The sequence below is a fragment of the Synechococcus sp. BA-120 BA3 genome (genome assembly GCF_034931285.1).
GTDB lineage: Bacteria > Cyanobacteriota > Cyanobacteriia > PCC-6307 > Cyanobiaceae > Cyanobium.
The window spans coordinates 1-16,178 of record NZ_JAYGHZ010000270.1 but is presented as its reverse complement, the minus strand read 5'-3'; the positions used below and the strand labels follow the sequence as shown (position 1 = coordinate 16,178).

Here is a 16,178-nt window from a genome sequence, read left to right as displayed (position 1 = left end):
TGCTCATCGCCATCGCGATTCGCCGCTGGTCCTTGCGGGCGATCTCTGCCGCGCACAGCCAGGCCAACGCCTCGCGCAGGTTCAGTTCCTTGCGTGCCGCCTCCTCGAGCAGGTTGTCGAGCTGATCGCGGATCGCGGTCAGTCGCAGGCGGGTGAGCATGTCGTCGAGCTCCAGGGCGGAGACCGGCGGTGTCGTGACCATCAGCTCCTGACGACGATCCGGTTGACCGGTTTTGGCGGGACTCATGCCGCCACCTCCTCGCCCACCTCGGCGGCATAGACCGCCAGGGAGCGGGCCAGTTCTGAGCTGCGCACCACCGGTGCCCGCCGCCGCGTTCCGCCCCCACAGGGCGGGGACGTGGTGGAGGCGGGCCCAACGCAGAGCGCGCCATCGGCTGACGGCAGTGACCGTTCGGCCAAGTCCTGCTGCGGCGCTGGAACCAGGCCGTCCCAATGCCCCCGCAGCACGGAGCGATGACGACGATTGGCCGCCACGCGCCCATGCCGGGCAACAACCCGGCCGCCATGGCGGATCTGCACCTGCTGATCTCGTACCAGCACGCTCACCCGCTGCTTGAGCAGTGCCCAGGGCACGCTGTACCAGTTGCCCTCCACCTCGACGCAGGCGTCGTTGTGGACCACCCGCACCAGCTCCCGCTCCGCCAAGAACGACGGCTTATGGGGCAACGGCTGCAGGGCAGCGGCCTCCTCCCGCTGGAATCGCAGGAGCGGTTGTTCGCCGGTCGTTCCGTGGATGCGAACATCGGCCACCTCCCGGCTCCAGTGCTCCAGGTGCGCTTCCAGCGCCTGCCAGCTGGCGAACTCCCGGCCGGCCACCGCATTCGTCTTGACGTAGCCGACGCCGCGCTCGTCCTTCCCCTTGGTCCTGGCCCGATAGGGCCGACAGGCTTTGGGAAGGAATCCCCAGTAGCGGGCAAAGGCATCGAGCCGTTCGTTGAACACCAGCACCTGGCGAGCCGGATCGTGCTCCTTGACCAGGGCACGGGCGTTGTCGAACAACACCTCGGCCGGCACGCCCCGCCAGTGGCGGAAGGCCTCCTCCATGGTGAGTAACCAGTTGGCCTGGCGCTCATGCCGGTAGGCCCGCACCACCAGCCGCCGCGAGTAGCCCAGGGTCAGCACGCACAGGTGCACCTTGACCCTCTCGCCGGCGATGCAGCTGTAGGTCTCACCGAAATCGGCCTGCAGCTGCTTACCGGGAGGCGTCTCAAACCGGACTGTCGCCAGCGCTGCAGCCCGCAGCTCCTGCCGCCACTGCCCCACCGCCCGCTCCACCGTGCGCAGTGACACGGCGATGCCCTTCTCGCTGGCCAGCTCCTGGCGCACCACATCGGCATTGCCTTTGTGAGCAAGAAACCGCTCCCTGAGCCAGTCGCACTGACCATCGAGAACGCCGATCCGCCGGGGTTTGCCGTAGGCCTCCCAGCCTCCCTGCCGCCGGTACTTACGGACGGTTTCAGGCGAGCAGCCCAGCTCCTTGGCGATCCGCCTGCGGCCCCACCCAGCTGCGGTGAGGCCAAGGATCATCTGGACATCCTCTGGTGTTTCCAACGCCGCATCCCGGGAGCTCTGCTCCAGAGGTGACAGCACCGCAGGCTGCGCGCTGGCCCTGGTCAGTGGCTCAAGGAGGGGGGCCAGATTTCGTGTCGCATCTGGGCCAGTTTTCGCTGTCGCCTGACACTTGACAACAGCTGGCCGGGATCTCGGATATGTGGCTATATCAGAAGTTCCTGCACCGCGAGAGGGCCCGCTTGCGCAGATCGAAGAGGATGTTCGTTCAGACTCTGTCTGGTTTGATCGCACCACTAGGCGTGTCTCGTTGGTTGCCGAGTTTGAGCGGTACGCCGGGAAGCAGAAGGACCTCAGCCCGAAGCTTGAGACGTTGCTGCTTGCTCAGCAGCGGTGGGGATGCCGAGACGCATCCCTGCTGTTGGCCTATTGGAGCGTTGGGCTCGTGTCGCTCCCTGACCACGACAAACTCCGAAGCATCGTGCGTGAAGGCTTCCATGCGAAGGGCGGGGTGAGGGTTCCCGGTAATCCAGGGGCGAGGGTCATTTTCTACCAGTTCGTCGTGCGCCCCGGGCAGGATGGCCTTCTTCGTCTCGAGAACATCATTCAGCGAGGTGAACCATGACCGATAAGTTCTTTATTCCAAGGGCGGACCGACGACTCGGCGACCGCTACGAATTACTTGATTGCCTAGGAGACGGATCCTACGGGTGGGTTTGGCGTGCCCAGCGAATAGAGGATGGCGCCATCGTCGCGGTAAAAATTCCAAAGGCGCAAAGCAAGCGCAATGAAGATCTTGCCGAGGGCTCTCCGCTTATAGGTCAGGTCTCTCACCCTTCTGTCGTTGAAATGTACTGGATGGGTCGTGTGCCACCTGAGCGCGAGTGGTACGCGATTGAAATGGAGTACTTCCCATCCATGACTCTCGCTCAGCTTCTCGATAAAGGTGAGGAGGGATTTGTGGCAAGTTACGAAAAACTTCTGGGAGTTTTTATTCAGGTCCTCGATGGGTGTGCTCACCTTCATCGCATGGGCATGTCGCATGGTGATATCAAGCCTCAGAACATTCTGGTCTCTGCCGAACGAGTGAAGCTGACTGACTTTGGAACGAGCGTCTTGCCCGAGGACATGTATGCCCGAACACGAGAGAATGGTGGGACAATACTGTATTCCTCCCCAGAGACTGTCGGAGCAATTCTGCCATCAAGAGATTCTGCGTCGCGTTTTTTATCCGACATCTACAGTCTCGGTGTTTTGCTCTACCACCTTGTAACTTCTCGACTGCCCCATGACACGTTAAGCCAAGTAGCGCGACACGTTCCCTTCCCACGTGCGATTGAAGTGAACTCCTCTGTGTCTCCAGCGTTGGACACCTTTATCAACCGCTGTCTTCAGCTTGATCCTGTCGACCGCTGGCCTTCGGTTGGATTGATGCTTGATGCCTTCCGAGATGTACGAACTGCTCAGCAGCAATTCATGCCCACAAGGAGCCTTGTCGCAGCAGTCGTGCCTGAAGACGATTGGTCCACTCAGGCTGTTCACCTTCTCGAGCAAGGTGACTTCGACGATGCGGAACGTATTGCACAGGCTGAGTTCGATTCCTCTAAGGACCATCACGCCTTCTTGATGATGGTCCAAGCCTCCTATCGTGCAGATCGCTATTTTGATTGTATCCACCATCTTGAATCTCGTCCAGACATTGTCGATTTTCCTTCCGCTACGGGCTCTGAGCTGCGATGTCTTGCTCTTTCATCTTACCTAGAGGTCCGAGATTTAGACAGGGCGCATGCCTTCGTTGACAAATGCCTTCTTGATGCCCCCAACGCCCCTGATCTGTTACTAAAGAAAGCCTCCATTCTTGCCCTTGACTCCAGGTATGCGGATGCTGCAGAGCAGCTTCTGGCATTGCATCGCAGATTACCGAATAGGCCTGCAATCTTAAAAAGGCTCGTGGTAATCTACGAGCAGATGCGTGATATGGGGAAAGCGGTGGCATTCCTTCGGGCATATCTCAAGACTGTCCCTGGAGATGCCTGGGCGCTGGACAAGGTTAAGCACTTTCAGGCGCTTGGAATTACTTAGTACAAAGCATGCTGGCTGTTTGCCCTGATGACATCTTTGCACCAATTTCAACACCCAAAAACACATCGTGTCCGCCACCATAGCTTACCTTGCTTCGGGAGATATTGGACTCCCTTAATGCTGTTGCTGCTACGCCCACTCCGATCAGATGCGATCGAGTGGACGCGTAATGAAGAAACTCCAGCGCTACTAGGACAATCTTGCATAGTAAGTCAGCGTATCAAAAGAGTAGTCTCCGAAAAACACTCTTGCCTCTTCAAGAAACTCTGCAAGGGTGACTGGCTCTAGAGATTCAAACGGATCTCCGCCTAAAGTGCTGATTGCACGCCTTGCTAAGCGCGACTCCCTCTCAAAGGACAAAGTCTGGCCATCTCTGACAATCTTCACTGTTTCTTGCTCCATGCCCGGATGGACCCACCTTTCCCCTTCATAGGTGCCAGGAGGAATAAGGATGGTTTGGTCGGGCCTGCCAGCAACCGTGGCTAGCACCGGCTCGGGAATTTCAATAAGCGTCATTGCAATACTTTGATTTCGACTCATCACAGTCTAACACTCTCCTGCCAACTTTCGCACCAGCGATGCCCTCAACTCCTATAACCATTTGCGACAAGAGTTTTGATATCCAGTCTTAACTGAACCGATGTCTTCTCCCACTCTACGTGCTTTATCCCTACCTACAACCTTGATCAAGTATTGGGTTCATGCTGGCCTCATTGATAGACTGTTCAACGCGACAACCCTCGAACGACCAGAGGGAGCTCAATGGCGCTGGTTAGCACTTGATAAACATTCCTGAAGCCCAAACTGAGTTGTAACCCTGGCATTTGAGTTTGTCCTGGTTCGAATAACTGCCAAGCGGATTGCATGCCTTCTAGCCGCCCCTCCCATGCCCCACAAGGCCCCACCCCCCGGCCTCTACCAGCAACTCCTCACTGAGGACCTGGAGCAGCAACTGAGCCTGCTGGCGCGCGATCTCTATGACAAGGACGACCTCGATCCCCAGGAAGCCCCCCGCCTGTTGGCCCGGCACCTGGGGGCTCTGGCCCGCATTGCCCTGGAGCATCTGAGCGGTGGATCCACCCCTGAGCACCAGCTGGCCCTGGTGAACCAACTGGTGGGCCTGCTCCAGAGCCAAGCACCCCGCGCCATCTCCACGGGCGACCTCCTGCACCCCTCCGCACGGCTGCTCTCGGAGATCCGATCCACCGCGCTGCTGCCCGGCCAGGCGGAAACAATCCGCCCGCTCATCCCCCTGGCCGACAGCACCCTGCTGGTGAACGCCAGCGGCGAGCCGAGGGTGGGGCAGGCGCTGATTCACGAAGTCCCCTCCGCCCAGCGGATCGACCTGCTCTGCGCCTTCATCAAGTGGAGCGGCCTGCGCCTGCTCCAGCCGGCCCTCACAGAGTTCCTGCAGGCCCAGCCCCGCCGCTCGCTGCGGGTGCTCACCACCGTCTACCTGGGCGCCACCGACCGCCGCGCCCTCGATTGGCTGGTGGCCCATGGCGCCGAGGTGCGCGTCAGCTACGACACCCGCCGCACCCGCCTGCACGCCAAAGCCTGGCTGTTCCATCGGCCCGGCCTCTCGGGGTCAACCCCTGCCTCCACCGCCTACATCGGCTCCTCCAACCTCTCCACTGCCGCATTGCACGACGGACTGGAGTGGAACGTGCGCCTCTCCGCCCATGACAACGAGGGCATCCTGGCCAAGTTCCAGGCCGCCTTTGAGGGCTACTGGGAGGAGGGCGAGTTCGAGCCCTACCGGGCCAGCGAACTGGAGCAACGCCGCTTTGATCGGGCGGCGCGCGAAGAGTCGGCTGGGGACTCGGCGGCGGATGCCACCCCGCTCAGCTTCTTCGACATCCGCCCCTACGCCTACCAGCAGGAGATCCTCGACAAGCTGGCCGCCGAGCGCAGCCTCCATGGCCGCTGGCGCAACCTGGTGGTGGCCGCCACAGGCACGGGCAAAACCGTGATCGCCGCCCTCGATTACGCCCGCCAGGGTGGTCCGGGGCACCCGAGCCTGCTGTTCGTGGCCCACCGGCGGGAGATCCTGCAGCAGAGCCTCGCCACCTTCCGCCAGGTGCTGCGCGATGGCTCCTTCGGCGAGCTGCTGGTGGATGGCCAGCGCCCCAGCCAGTGGCGCCATGTGTTCGCCTCGGTGCAGTCGCTCGCTGGGCTGGATCCGGCGGACCTGGCGCCGGACACGTTCGCCGTGGTGATCGTCGATGAGTTCCACCACGCCGCCTCCGCCAGCTACGAGCGCTGGCTGCGCCACTTGGCGCCCGTCCTGCTGCTGGGCCTCACCGCCACCCCCGAGCGCACCGGCGGAGAGGACATCCTCCATTGGTTTGACGGCCGCATCGCCGCCGAGCTTCGCCTCTGGAGCGCCTTGGAGCAGGGCCTGCTGTGCCCCTTCCACTACTTCGGCCTCCACGACGGCACGGATCTTTCGCGGATCGAGTGGCGCCGCAACGGCTACGCCAGCGAAGCCCTCTCCAACCTTTACACCGCCGACGACGCCCGCCTGCGCCTGATCCTGCGCGAACTGGCAGACAAGATCACCAACCTGGATTCGATGCGGGCCCTGGGCTTCTGCGTGAGCGTGGAGCACGCCCATTGGATGGCCCGCAAGTTCGTGGCCGCCGGCCTGCGCGCCGCTGCCCTGGATGCTTCCAGCCACCGGGAGCAACGCGCCGAGCAGATCCGCCGCCTGCGCGCCGGCGAGCTGCAGATCCTGTTCGCCGTGGATCTGTTCAACGAAGGCCTCGACATCCCCGAGATCGACACGGTGCTGTTCCTGCGGCCCACCGAGAGCGCGATCGTGTTCCTGCAGCAGCTCGGCCGCGGTCTGCGCCTCTGCCGGGGCAAGAGCTGCCTCACGGTGCTGGATTTCATTGGCCAGGCGCACCGGAACTTCCGCTTCGACCTGCGCTACCGCGCCCTGATCGGCGGCACGCGCGACCAGCTGGAACAGCAGATCAAAGACGGGTTTCCCTTCCTGCCGGCCGGCTGCAGCCTGCAGCTCGATCGGGTGTCGAGCGAGCGGGTGCTTGCCAATTTGCGCGAGTCGCTGCCCACGCGCCGGCCCCAGCTGCTTGCCGAAGCCCGTCGCCTCGGGCGCTGTTCGCTGGTGGGGTTGCTGGAGGGGCTCGGGATGGAGCTGGGGGAGTTTTACAAGGTGGCGGGCTCCTGGGCGTTGCTGCAGCGGGAGCTGGGGTGGTTGGCGTCGGGGGCGGCCACCGGCGATGAGGAGCGGCTGGGGCGGGGGATCGCTGGCGGCCTGCTGCATCTCGATGACCCGGAGCGGTTGCGTTGGCTGGTGGATCAGCTGCAGCGACCCGTGGCGCCCGATCCGGCGGGCTTCGATCCCGCCACCGAGCGCAGCTGGCGCATGCTGATGGCCCAGCTCTGGGGCAGCGGCCGGCAGCACCTGCCCCTGGCCGAGGCCCTCGTCCGGCTCTGGGCCGCCACCGACGTCCGCGCCGAGCTGGTGGAGCTGTTCGCGCTGCTGCTCGAGCGCACCGACCACCTGGTGGCGCCGCTCGACTGGGGCCGCGCCGATCCGCCCCCCATCCCCCTCAAACTCCACGGCCGCTATGCCCGCGCCGAGGTGTTCGCCGCGTTTGGGCTGCTGAACGAGACCCGCCCCTTCCCCGGCCGTGAGGGGGTGTTCTTCGATGAAGCCACCCAGTGCGACGTCTTCTTCATCACCCTCAAGAAATCCGAGCGCCTGTTCTCCCCCACCACCCGCTACAACGACTACGCCATCTCCCCGTGGGAGTTCCACTGGGAGAGCCAGAGCCTCACCCGGGAAGCGTCCGCCACCGGGCAGAGATACATCCACCACGTTGAGCGCGGCAGCAGGGTGATGCTGTTCGTGCGGGAGGAGAACAGGCGCGGCGGGGTGACGATGCCGTTTCTGTGTCTGGGCTTTGCCGACTACGTGAGCCACGAGGGCGAGCGGCCGATGGCGATTCGCTGGCGGTTGCACAGAGCGATTCCGGCGGCGTTCGTGCCGGAGCTGGCGTTGGCGGTTTAGCGTCATGCCAGGCTCCGCTTCAGCGCTCACTGCCGGCCATGGACGTCAGTTCCGAAACGTTGATCAGCCGGTTGCGCCAGCACGCACCCGTCTGGAGTGAGCGTTTCGGCGTGCGCAGCCTGCGGATCTTCGGCTCCTGGGCCCGCGGCACGGCAACACCGAGCAGCGATGTGGATCTGCTGGTGGCCTTTGACGGCCCTGCCACGGCCAGACGCTTTTATGGCCTCCAGCTGTTCCTGGAAGATCTGCTCCAGCAACCTGTCGATCTGGTGACGGAACAAGCACTCCGGCAGGAGCTCAGGCCTGCGGTTGAGGCGGATGCCATCACCCTCTGACGGCAACCCGAAACGCGATTGGCGCCTCTATGCGCAGGACATGGATCGGTTTGCCCGTCGCGCCGTGCGCTACTGCGCCGATCTGAACCGTGCGCAGTTCGAGGCAAATCAGCTGATGCAGGACGCCGTTCTTCGCAACATCGAGCTGATCGGCGAGGCCGCCACTCGCATCCCAGAGGAGGTGAGGATCGCCCATCCTGAGATTGCCTGGCGGGAGATCATCGCGATGCGCAATCAACTGATCCACGCCTACCTGGGGGTCGATCTTGATGTGGTGTGGGATGTGATCCAGGTGGAATTGCCGCTGCTGATCCTTCAGCTGAAGACCGTTCTGTCCTGACGGGCCACCTGGTCGTGAGGGGATCAGGAGCCCCTTGGATCCACCGCGAAGGCGTGCTCGGGCACCAGAGCAGCGCCACCGACCTGCTGTTCATCACCCTGCGGAAGCGTCACCGATGCGGCGAGTAATGCATGCAAAGCGCATGCGCTGCGAGTAACCTTGCATCACGACTGGGGCAGCCATGCCATCCCTGCAGATCCGCGACCTGCCTGAGCCACTGCACCGGTTGCTGCAGCACCGCGCCCAGGTGCACAAGCGCAGTCTCAGCCAGCAGGCGCTGGTGGATCTCGAGGCCATCGCCGGCGAGGATGGGCGAGAGCGTCGCCGCCTGGTGCTCGACCGCATCGCCCGGCGCGGGCCCCTGGCCACCGCGCTGGCCGGAGATCAGACGCCGGAAGCGCTGATCCGCACCGACCGCGAGCGCTGATGGCCCTCGCCTGCGTTCTCGATGCCTCGGCTGCCGTGCGGCTGATCCTTGGGGATCCCGCCGCTGCTGCCGTGGCGGAGCAGATCCGCGAGGCGGCCGTGGTGTTGGCCCCGGAGCTGATGCTCACCGAGGTGGCCAACACCCTCTGGAAACTGCAGCGGGCTGGTCACCTGGCTGATCTCGATCCCCAGCAGCTGCTGGCCGAGGCCCGCGATCTGGTGGATCGGGTGGAAGCCGACCGCGACCTGCAGGCCGAGGCCCTTGCCCTGGCCTGCCATCACGATCACCCCGTCTACGACTGCCTCTATCTGACGCTGGCCCGGCGGGAAGCCGCCACCTTGATCAGCCTGGATCGTCGCCTGCAACAGCTGGCGGAGCGGGTGCTGCCCTGAGCGCCCATTCAGGACGAACAGCTGTAGTGCGACACCCCTCCGGCGTTGAAGAACTCCCTGGGCTTGAGGCGGTCGTAGGTCGCCGCCAGCTCCGCAGGCAGCGCGTCGTAGGGATGGCGGAACACCTCCTGCAGCTCCCTGACCAGGCCGTAGTCACCCTGCGCCGCCTGTTCATAGGCCGGGGCGATCAGCCACTCACGCCAGGTGATGGCCGGGTTCACGCGTTGCATCGCGGCGGCCCTTTCGCGAATGTCGCCGGCTTCCGCGAGGCGGTCACGCCAGCGCTGCAGCCACTGCGTCCATTGGCCATCGAGCTCCTCTGAGCAGGGCAGGTAGAAGCTCTCCTGCAGGGCAGAAACCTGCTCGGGGATCTCCGAAAGCCTGCGGAAGAAGATCGTGTAGTCCACCTTGGAGCTCACCATCAACTGCAGCAGGTCCTGCACCAGTTCGGCGTCGTAGCGGAGCAGGCCGAGCTTGCTGGCCCACATCGCGTCGAGCTCCTGGCCCATCGCTTCCGCGAAGCCGTCGTGGATCGCATCCAGCCTTGCCAGCGCCTCTGGGTTCCCCTCGAGCAGGGGCCGGAGGGAGGCCCAGAACATCTGGAAGTTGGCTTCCGCCGCCACCGGTTGGTTGAAGAAGGAAAAATGCTGGCCGCCGCCGGTCCAGGGCTGGAAGCGGGGATCGAACAGCTCGCAGAAGCCGAAGGGGCCGTAGTCGAGGGTGTACCCCCCCGCCGCGCAGTTATCGCTGTTGAAATTGCCCTGGCAGTAGCCCACCCGCATCCAGTTCGCCACCAGAGACGTGAGCCGGCCGCGGAACAACCGCGCCAATTCCACCACCTGGTCAGCAAAGTCCAGAGCCGGATCAATCTCCTGGCGGTAATTGCGCTCGATCAGGTGCTGAACGATCATCCGCAGCTCGTTGTGCGCCTCCGGATGGGAACCGCTGCGGACGCGGCGGGCGAACAGCTCCAGCTGGCCGACCCGAAGAAAGGACGGGGCCACCCGGGTGCTGATCGCCGCCGGGTTGTCCACCAGGACGTCGGGGTCGAACGAGCGGGAGTTCGCCGAATACCAGGGCCGGCGCACGGTTTCCGATCCAGACACATAGAGCGTCAGAGAGCGGGAGGTGGGAACCCCCAGGGCCTGCATCAGCTCCTGCGCCAGAAACTCGCGCACGCTGGAGCGCAGCACGGCGCGGCCATCGGCGCCACGGCAGTAGGGCGTCGGGCCGCCGCCCTTGAGTTGCATCTCCCAGCGCCGGCCGCCAAAGACGCCTTCGAACACCGAAATGGCCCGGCCATCGCCGTAGCCGTTGCCGGTGCCGAACGGGCACTGCTGGATGTATTCGCTGCCGTAGATCGAGAGGGCATAACCGGTGGCCCAGCCATACGGCCGCATCGGCTCCTGCGCCGCCGTGATGTCGCCGGAGAACAGGCGGCGGAAGTGGTCGTCGTGGGCCAGCCCGTCGCCCAGGCCCAGCTCCTGGAAGAGGGTTGGGCTGTGCGCCACCAACTCCGGCGCCGGAAGCGGCGTGGGAGTCACCGGCACGTAATGGCCGGAGAACACCTGGCGGGGCCGGTGATCCTGGCCATCACCCGTGGCCTGGGGATCCGGCCGCAGGGAATCCAGCAGCGAATAGTCGGCCTGCTGGGCGAACGCCGCGAAGGTATTCGTCAGCACGGTGGTGGGCGCTGCTGTCGGCACGGGTCTCTCGGGTGTGGCGCGGCCTGGGCAGGGCCCTGACGCTGGGGTCACCATCCTGGCGAGGCTGTCGCCATCAGTGGCGACGTTGCGGCCATCACGCCGGACATGGTCACGCCGGCAGCGTGGCTGCCTGGCTGTTGCTTGGCAGAACATTGGCGTTGGCGGTTGGAAACCGGCCAGACTTGTCCCGCCAAGGGACCGGCCCCATGACCTACCGCATCCGCTTGCTGGAAACCGGGGAGGGCTGGGCCGTGAGCTGCCTCGACCTGCCTGGCTGTCACTCCCAGGGCAACACCCGCGAGGAGGCTCTGGCCAGCATCCGCGAGGCCATCACTCTCTGGCTGGAGGTGGAAGCCGAGGAGGCCGGCGTGAAGAGCGTGGAAACGCTGGAGTTGGCTGTGTAATGCCCAGGCTTCCGGGGATCAGCCAGAAGGAAGCCGTGAGGGTGTTCCAGAAACTGGGCTATCGGGTGGTACGGGAATCCGGGCATCTGGTCATGAGCAACGGCGAGCGACGCCTGGTCATTCCCCGGCATGACCCGATCAATGCCATCACCATGGGCGCCATTGCCAGGGACGCCGGACTGACACCTCAGGAATTCCGAGAGCTGCTCTGAGCGAGAAGGCCGCTCCTGATGGCGTGGCCCCTTCTCTATGGCCCGGCTCTGCCGCCCAGCACCATCTCCCCATACCTCCGCACCGCGCCGCGGTGATCGGCGTCGGCCCTCAAGCCGATGAAGCCGTCCGGCCGCACGGCCAGCAGGGTGAGGGGCCCCAGGCCCAGGCTGGCCGCTTCCTCCAGGCGCAGAGACACCACCGCCTCCACCAACGCCGGCGGCACCGTGCCGGCGGCCCGGTCGGCCTCCAGGTCGGCCTGCAGGGCGGCGAGGGCCTCCGGAGGCGCTGTCGGGCCGGCCAGCACCAGCAGCGTGTGGCCGCAGCGGTAGGTGAGCGCGTGCAGCCGATCCGCGCCGGCCCCGGGCGGCAGCGCGATCGTGGTGGGCAGGCGCTGGCCGGCAGCAAAGGGCTGGCCCTCGCCACCGCCGATGATCGCCGAGCCGGCGTAGCTGACGTTCATCTCGGTTTCCGCCACCACCTCCTGCTGGCGGGCCACCGGGTTGGCCAGCATGGCGGCGATCGCCCGGTCGCGGGCGGCGCGCTCACCGCTCTCCTGCAGCCCGTGAGCCTGCTCGGTGGCATCGCCGGAGCGGCAGATCTGCTGGGCCACTGGACGCCGCTCCTGCTCGTAGCTCTCCAGCAGGGCGGGGTCCGCGGCCCCCTGGTGCAGCAGAGCCAGCTTCCAGGCCAGGTTGGCGGCATCGTGCAGCCCGCAATTCATGCCATGCCCCTCGGCCGGGGAGCACACGTGGGCGGCATCGCCGGCCAGGAACACCGGCCCGGCGCGGAAGGCACTCGCCACCCGGCTGTGGCAGTGGAAGCGGCTGGGGTTCTCCACCCCGGCGAAGCGGGCCTGGGGCAGGTAGCGCTGCAGCACGGCGGCGGCCTCGGCCACCAGGTCCCCCTCCTCGGCTTCGGGCCGCAGGTACACCCGCCAGCGCTCCTCGGGCAGTGCCGTGAGGATCAGGGGCGAGGCGTCCAGATACGCCGCGTTGACCTCGTGGCTGTCGGCCCAGCCCTCCACCGCCGCATCGAACACGGCCCAGGGGCGACTGATGCCATGGCCCTCGAAGTCGAGGCCGCTCAGCGCGCGGGTGGTGCTGCGCAGGCCGTCGCAACCCACCACCCAGCGGGCCTGCACGGTCTGCTCCAGCCCGTCGCAGGCCACCGTGGCGCTCACCCCCTCGCCGTGGGGCGCCAGAGCCACCAGCCGGCAGGAGCGCTGCACCGCGCCGCCCTGGCTCTCGAGATGGTCGGTGAGGATCGATTCGGTCACCTCTTCGGAGAGGCCGAGGTTGAAGCCGTAGCGGCTGCCGCACGTGGCCAGATCCAGGTCCCCCAGCCGCCGGCCATCGGCGTGGATGAGGATCCGGCGCTGCCGGCAGCCGGCTTCGAGAAACCGGTCCACCAGCCCCAGCGCCTCGAAGATCTCCAGCGACAGGGGGTGGATCACCGTGGCCCGGTCCCAGTGCAGGGCCTCGGCCCGGGCGTCGATCAGCAGGTTGGGAACGCCGCGGCGCTGCAGCTCCCCCGCCAGCAGCAGGCCGGTGGGGCCCGCCCCCACCACGAGCACGCTGGTCTGGTGGGGAAGGGAGGAAGGCATGGCGCCCAGAGGGTCGAGCTGGCGCGGACCAGCGCGCGGCACACTAAACGCACCCAAGGCGGTGTCATGCGTCTGCGCTGCATGAAACGACTGGGCGTTGCGGGGTGCCGCTTCCTGGCCACCGCCACGACCGCCGCCCTGGCCGTAGGCCTGGTCCTGGGTGCGGCAGCGGCGCAGGCGGCCCCCAACGGCACCTGGCTGTCCCAGCCCCAGATCTGGTACTACGCCTCCCGGGGGGCGCTGAACGGGGTGATGGCCGACATCCGGAGCAGCGACTTCAAGGTGGTGTTCCTCGACGTCCGCAAGGTGTCGGAGGCGATGCAGCAGGAGGCGGCCCAGGCGGCGCGGCGCCAGGGACTGCTGCCGGTGGTGTGGGTGCAGTCGCCCCAGTACCGGGCCCTGGGGATCAGCGATCTGGTGCACGAAGCCCGCCACGGCGACGCGATCCAGGTGGACGACCACTTCTTCGCCCACTACTCCCTGGAGGACTTCTACCGGCTGCGCCGGCTGTACCCCAAACCCATCTTCTGCAGCATCCAGCCGTTCCAGGCCAGCCTGCTTCCCGCGGCGGGCTGCAACCAGCTCGATGTCCAGTGCTACAGCGCCAAGCAGTTCCAGCCGTGCCTCAAGCTGGCCGACCGGCTCGGCGCCGTGGTGAGTCTCTCCAGCGAGAACACCCTCAGGTACCGGAGCCAGCTGGGCGAGCGATCCTTCAACACCTTTCTCTGGCAGGGGCCCTGACGGGCGGAGGCTGATCCGGCGCCAGATAGGCGCCGATGGCGCGGAAGATGTCATCCGCCGCATTGCAGTAGCCACCGCTGGCGTCGAAGGCCTCTGCGTCGAAGGTGACCGCCACCGCAATGGCGATCTTGCGTGACGGCAGGTAGGCCATCACCCCGGCCTGCCCGGAGAACAGCGGGTTCTGCAGCAGCCAGGGGCCCGAGAGGACGATCCCGATCCCATAGGTGTAGAAGTCGCCGAGGGTGGCGCAGGTCGCACAGCCCTCGATCGGCCGGCCGAAGCCCCGCAGCGTCGGCGCGATCTGCAGCCTGTGGCTCTGCGGCGACAGCAGCCGTCCCGTGCCGATCGCCTCGGCGGAGGCGGCCATGTCGTGGATGGTGGTGAACTGCACCGCACCGCGGGTGATCGTCCACGACGGATTCCAGAAGGTCGACTCCTCGTAGAAGCGCGTGCCCGCCGGGATGCCGAGGGCCTGGCGCCGTTCCGACGAGAAGGCGTGCAGCACCGGCGGCGCGATCGCGGGCGTGCCGCCGGGGTCCCGCGTGTTGCGGAGCTTCAGGGGCCCGAAGATCCGCTCCTGCATCAGCACGGGCATCGTCTGGCCCGTGATGCGCTCCAGCGCCAGGCCCAGCAGGAGGTAGTTCGTGTGGGCGTAGTTCCAGCTCGTGCCGGGCTCGTACCAGAGCGTCTTCAGGTCCGCGTAGGCAAGCAGGTCCTGCACGGAGAACTGCTGGAACGGGTTCTCGAGCAGGGTCTTCTCGAAGGCGGCATTGCCGATCACGTAGTCGCGGTAGCCGGAGGTCATCCGGGCGAGCTGGCCGAGCGTGACCCGCTCCGCATTCGGGATCTCCGGCAGCCACTGCGCGAGCTTGTCGTCGAGGCTCACCCTGTTCTCGTCGACCAGCTGCAGCAGCAGCGTCGCCACATAGGAGATGGCGATCGCACCGTTGCGGACGTGCATGTGCTCGGTGGCGGGCACGCCCGTCATCGATTCGCCCATCGCCTCGGTGACCACCTCCTTGCCGTCGATCGTCACGCGCACGATCACCGCCCTGAGGTGGTCGTCGGCCATCCGCTGACGGACGATCCGCAGGATGCCGGCCGCCTGGGGCGAGGCCGCCGGCGGGGCCCCATCGGGGCTCCGGGCCTGGACGGGGCCCACGCCACCCAGGCAACCCGCCAGGAGGGCACCCAGGACCCGTCCTGCCTGTGGGGCGAACCAGCGACGACCCACACCGGCCCGGGCAACAAGAGGAAACGCTACGCGCCCTGGCGCCTGCCGCCCCCGGAGCGCTTCCTACCCTGGTCCCGGTTGCGAAGCGCCATGCCCAGCCCCCATGGCCTGCGTCGCTGACGCTGAACCTTTGCCGGCCGGACCTGCCGACTGCGCGGGTCGTCCCAGCACCAGCACGAGTTCACCCCGGGGTGAGCGATGGCGAGGGGCGGGCCGCTGTGGCCAACCGGGCCCTCGCCAACGACCGGCGCCACGGCGCCACGGGGCCACGGGGCCACCGTGTTTCGCACGAGCTCGCTTTCCCGGACCGCGGTGATCGTCAGCCACCGCCGCTCCTGTCCGCCGGCGGTGGCTGTCCCTCCAGGAAGGCGATCACCTCATCGCACCAGCGGATCCACTCCTGCTCGAACAGGATGCCCCGCCGCAGGGTGAGATGGCGGTACTGCTCCTGCAGCGGCAGGCCCGGATGGCTGCGGAACAGGGCGTCCTTCTCCTCGTAGGAGGCGAGCTGGCCGGCATGGACGGCGCGGCGGCGGCGCACCTCCGCCAGCAGCTGGGCGGGATCGGTGTAGGGGCCGCCCAGCACCTTCACCAGCAGGTCTTCGCGGATCGGGGTGGGCAGGGCGGGTTCGGCGGCCCAGTGGCGCAGTTCGTCCCGGCCCGCCTCGGTGATGGCATACACCTTGCGATCCGGCTTGCCCTGCTGGGGCACCACCTGGCAGCGGACCCAGCCGTTGGCCTCGATCCTCGCCAGCTCCCGGTAGATCTGCTGCTGGCTGGCGGTCCAGTAGCAGGCCATCGTCTCCTCGAACTGCTTGCTGATGTCGTAGCCGCTGGCGTCCTTCTCGCAGAGCACCGTGAGGATCGTGTGCGCCAGGGCCATGGCAGGGAGGGGACGTCACGTCGGCGTTGGAGCTGATCCTGACCCAGCCGCCGCTGGACCCGGTTGACCTACCCAACAAGTTGTGCATACACTTTGGCGCATACCCAATCTGTTGCATAGCAACTTGGGTCTCGCCGCCGCCCTCCCCCCATGGATTCCGCCACTGCGACGCCACCGGCGACGCCGCCAGCGCTGCTGAGCGCCCTGCGGCGGATCCGCTGGGGCCGGCCCGCCCCCTGGGGGCCGCCC

The 16,178-nt window shown here is 66.1% G+C and carries 15 protein-coding genes and 1 pseudogene; 9 read left to right on the top strand and 7 right to left on the bottom strand.

Annotation, left to right across the window (positions count from 1 at the left end; translation table 11 throughout):
• Together VB737_RS10310 and istA are read right to left on the bottom strand one after the other, a co-directional pair.
• A pseudogene (locus tag VB737_RS10310) lies at positions 1-247 on the bottom strand (hypothetical protein); the annotation flags it as partial.
• The gene (istA, locus tag VB737_RS10305) at positions 244-1,611 is read right to left on the bottom strand and encodes an IS21 family transposase (protein ID WP_500312748.1); all 1,368 of its coding nucleotides are present in this window, start codon (positions 1,609-1,611) and stop codon (positions 244-246) included. The gene istA and the pseudogene VB737_RS10310, both read right to left, overlap by 4 nt.
• A 540-nt stretch (positions 1,612-2,151) precedes the next feature.
• Here istA and VB737_RS10300 point away from each other — a divergent pair.
• Positions 2,152-3,612 (top strand): protein kinase domain-containing protein, encoded by a 1,461-nt coding sequence (locus VB737_RS10300; protein ID WP_500312746.1) that lies wholly within the window; start codon positions 2,152-2,154, stop codon positions 3,610-3,612.
• Between the two features lie 189 nt (positions 3,613-3,801).
• On the opposite strand, the gene VB737_RS10295 is transcribed toward VB737_RS10300, so the two are convergent.
• Positions 3,802-4,152 carry a hypothetical protein gene (locus VB737_RS10295; protein WP_500312745.1) on the bottom strand — a complete coding sequence of 117 codons (351 nt, stop codon included), beginning with the start codon at positions 4,150-4,152 and terminating at the stop codon, positions 3,802-3,804.
• Between the two features lie 346 nt (positions 4,153-4,498).
• Here VB737_RS10295 and VB737_RS10290 point away from each other — a divergent pair, with 346 nt between their 5' ends.
• The 5 genes from VB737_RS10290 (at position 4,499) to VB737_RS10270 (ending at position 9,145) form a co-directional block, all read left to right on the top strand.
• Positions 4,499-7,651: a DEAD/DEAH box helicase gene (locus VB737_RS10290; protein ID WP_500312743.1), complete on the top strand. Its 3,153-nt coding sequence runs from the start codon at positions 4,499-4,501 to the stop codon at positions 7,649-7,651.
• Positions 7,652-7,689: 38 nt separating this feature from the next.
• Positions 7,690-7,986 (top strand): nucleotidyltransferase family protein, encoded by a 297-nt coding sequence (locus VB737_RS10285; protein ID WP_106221736.1) that lies wholly within the window; start codon positions 7,690-7,692, stop codon positions 7,984-7,986.
• Entirely contained in the window at positions 7,970-8,326 is a 357-nt protein-coding gene (locus VB737_RS10280) for a HepT-like ribonuclease domain-containing protein (RefSeq protein WP_106221734.1), read from the top strand. The genes VB737_RS10285 and VB737_RS10280 overlap by 17 nt, the downstream gene beginning before the upstream one ends.
• 181 nt (positions 8,327-8,507) lie before the next feature.
• On the top strand, positions 8,508-8,753 hold the full coding sequence (locus VB737_RS10275) for a FitA-like ribbon-helix-helix domain-containing protein (protein WP_500312740.1): 246 nt from the start codon (positions 8,508-8,510) through the stop codon (positions 8,751-8,753).
• Positions 8,753-9,145 (top strand): type II toxin-antitoxin system VapC family toxin, encoded by a 393-nt coding sequence (locus VB737_RS10270; protein WP_500312738.1) that lies wholly within the window; start codon positions 8,753-8,755, stop codon positions 9,143-9,145. The genes VB737_RS10275 and VB737_RS10270 overlap by 1 nt, the downstream gene beginning before the upstream one ends.
• A gap of 8 nt (positions 9,146-9,153) precedes the next feature.
• On the opposite strand, the gene VB737_RS10265 is transcribed toward VB737_RS10270, so the two are convergent.
• Entirely contained in the window at positions 9,154-10,905 is a 1,752-nt protein-coding gene (locus tag VB737_RS10265; RefSeq protein WP_500312736.1) for a protein adenylyltransferase SelO, read from the bottom strand.
• 152 nt (positions 10,906-11,057) lie between these two features.
• On the opposite strand from VB737_RS10265, the gene VB737_RS10260 reads away from it, so the two are divergent.
• On the top strand, positions 11,058-11,255 hold the full coding sequence (locus tag VB737_RS10260) for a type II toxin-antitoxin system HicB family antitoxin (RefSeq protein ID WP_500312734.1): 198 nt from the start codon (positions 11,058-11,060) through the stop codon (positions 11,253-11,255).
• Entirely contained in the window at positions 11,255-11,467 is a 213-nt protein-coding gene (locus VB737_RS10255; protein WP_500312732.1) for a type II toxin-antitoxin system HicA family toxin, read from the top strand. Before VB737_RS10260 ends, VB737_RS10255 begins: the two co-directional genes overlap by 1 nt.
• A 35-nt stretch (positions 11,468-11,502) precedes the next feature.
• Here the strand turns inward: VB737_RS10255 and VB737_RS10250 are convergent, their stop codons facing one another.
• Complete coding sequence (locus VB737_RS10250; RefSeq protein WP_500312731.1) at positions 11,503-13,071, bottom strand: FAD-dependent monooxygenase; 1,569 nt, start codon at positions 13,069-13,071, stop codon at positions 11,503-11,505.
• Between the two features lie 81 nt (positions 13,072-13,152).
• On the opposite strand from VB737_RS10250, the gene VB737_RS10245 reads away from it, so the two are divergent.
• Positions 13,153-13,812, top strand: coding sequence for a hypothetical protein (locus tag VB737_RS10245; protein WP_500312729.1), 660 nt, complete (start codon positions 13,153-13,155; stop codon positions 13,810-13,812).
• Here the strand turns inward: VB737_RS10245 and VB737_RS10240 are convergent.
• Positions 13,784-14,974, bottom strand: a complete 1,191-nt coding sequence (locus VB737_RS10240) for a serine hydrolase domain-containing protein (RefSeq protein ID WP_500312727.1) — start codon at positions 14,972-14,974, stop codon at positions 13,784-13,786. The genes VB737_RS10245 and VB737_RS10240 overlap by 29 nt on opposite strands.
• A 391-nt stretch (positions 14,975-15,365) precedes the next feature.
• A complete protein-coding gene (locus VB737_RS10235) occupies positions 15,366-15,929 on the bottom strand; it encodes a PadR family transcriptional regulator (RefSeq protein ID WP_500312725.1) in 564 nt (187 codons plus the stop codon).
• Positions 15,930-16,178: the final 249 nt, after the last annotated feature.

Excerpts from the sequence above, each read along its gene's own strand:
- VB737_RS10300 (WP_500312746.1), top strand. The coding sequence starts at position 2,152 with ATGACCGATAAGTTCTTTATTCCAAGGGCGGACCGACGACTCGGCGAC.
- VB737_RS10295 (WP_500312745.1), bottom strand. The coding sequence starts at position 4,152 with ATGAGTCGAAATCAAAGTATTGCAATGACGCTTATTGAAATTCCCGAG.
- VB737_RS10290 (WP_500312743.1), top strand. The coding sequence starts at position 4,499 with ATGCCCCACAAGGCCCCACCCCCCGGCCTCTACCAGCAACTCCTCACT.
- VB737_RS10285 (WP_106221736.1), top strand. The coding sequence starts at position 7,690 with ATGGACGTCAGTTCCGAAACGTTGATCAGCCGGTTGCGCCAGCACGCA.
- VB737_RS10280 (WP_106221734.1), top strand. The coding sequence starts at position 7,970 with ATGCCATCACCCTCTGACGGCAACCCGAAACGCGATTGGCGCCTCTAT.
- VB737_RS10275 (WP_500312740.1), top strand. The coding sequence starts at position 8,508 with ATGCCATCCCTGCAGATCCGCGACCTGCCTGAGCCACTGCACCGGTTG.
- VB737_RS10270 (WP_500312738.1), top strand. The coding sequence starts at position 8,753 with ATGGCCCTCGCCTGCGTTCTCGATGCCTCGGCTGCCGTGCGGCTGATC.
- VB737_RS10265 (WP_500312736.1), bottom strand. The coding sequence starts at position 10,905 with ATGGTGACCCCAGCGTCAGGGCCCTGCCCAGGCCGCGCCACACCCGAG.
- VB737_RS10260 (WP_500312734.1), top strand. The coding sequence starts at position 11,058 with ATGACCTACCGCATCCGCTTGCTGGAAACCGGGGAGGGCTGGGCCGTG.
- VB737_RS10255 (WP_500312732.1), top strand. The coding sequence starts at position 11,255 with ATGCCCAGGCTTCCGGGGATCAGCCAGAAGGAAGCCGTGAGGGTGTTC.
- VB737_RS10250 (WP_500312731.1), bottom strand. The coding sequence starts at position 13,071 with ATGCCTTCCTCCCTTCCCCACCAGACCAGCGTGCTCGTGGTGGGGGCG.
- VB737_RS10245 (WP_500312729.1), top strand. The coding sequence starts at position 13,153 with ATGAAACGACTGGGCGTTGCGGGGTGCCGCTTCCTGGCCACCGCCACG.
- VB737_RS10235 (WP_500312725.1), bottom strand. The coding sequence starts at position 15,929 with ATGGCCCTGGCGCACACGATCCTCACGGTGCTCTGCGAGAAGGACGCC.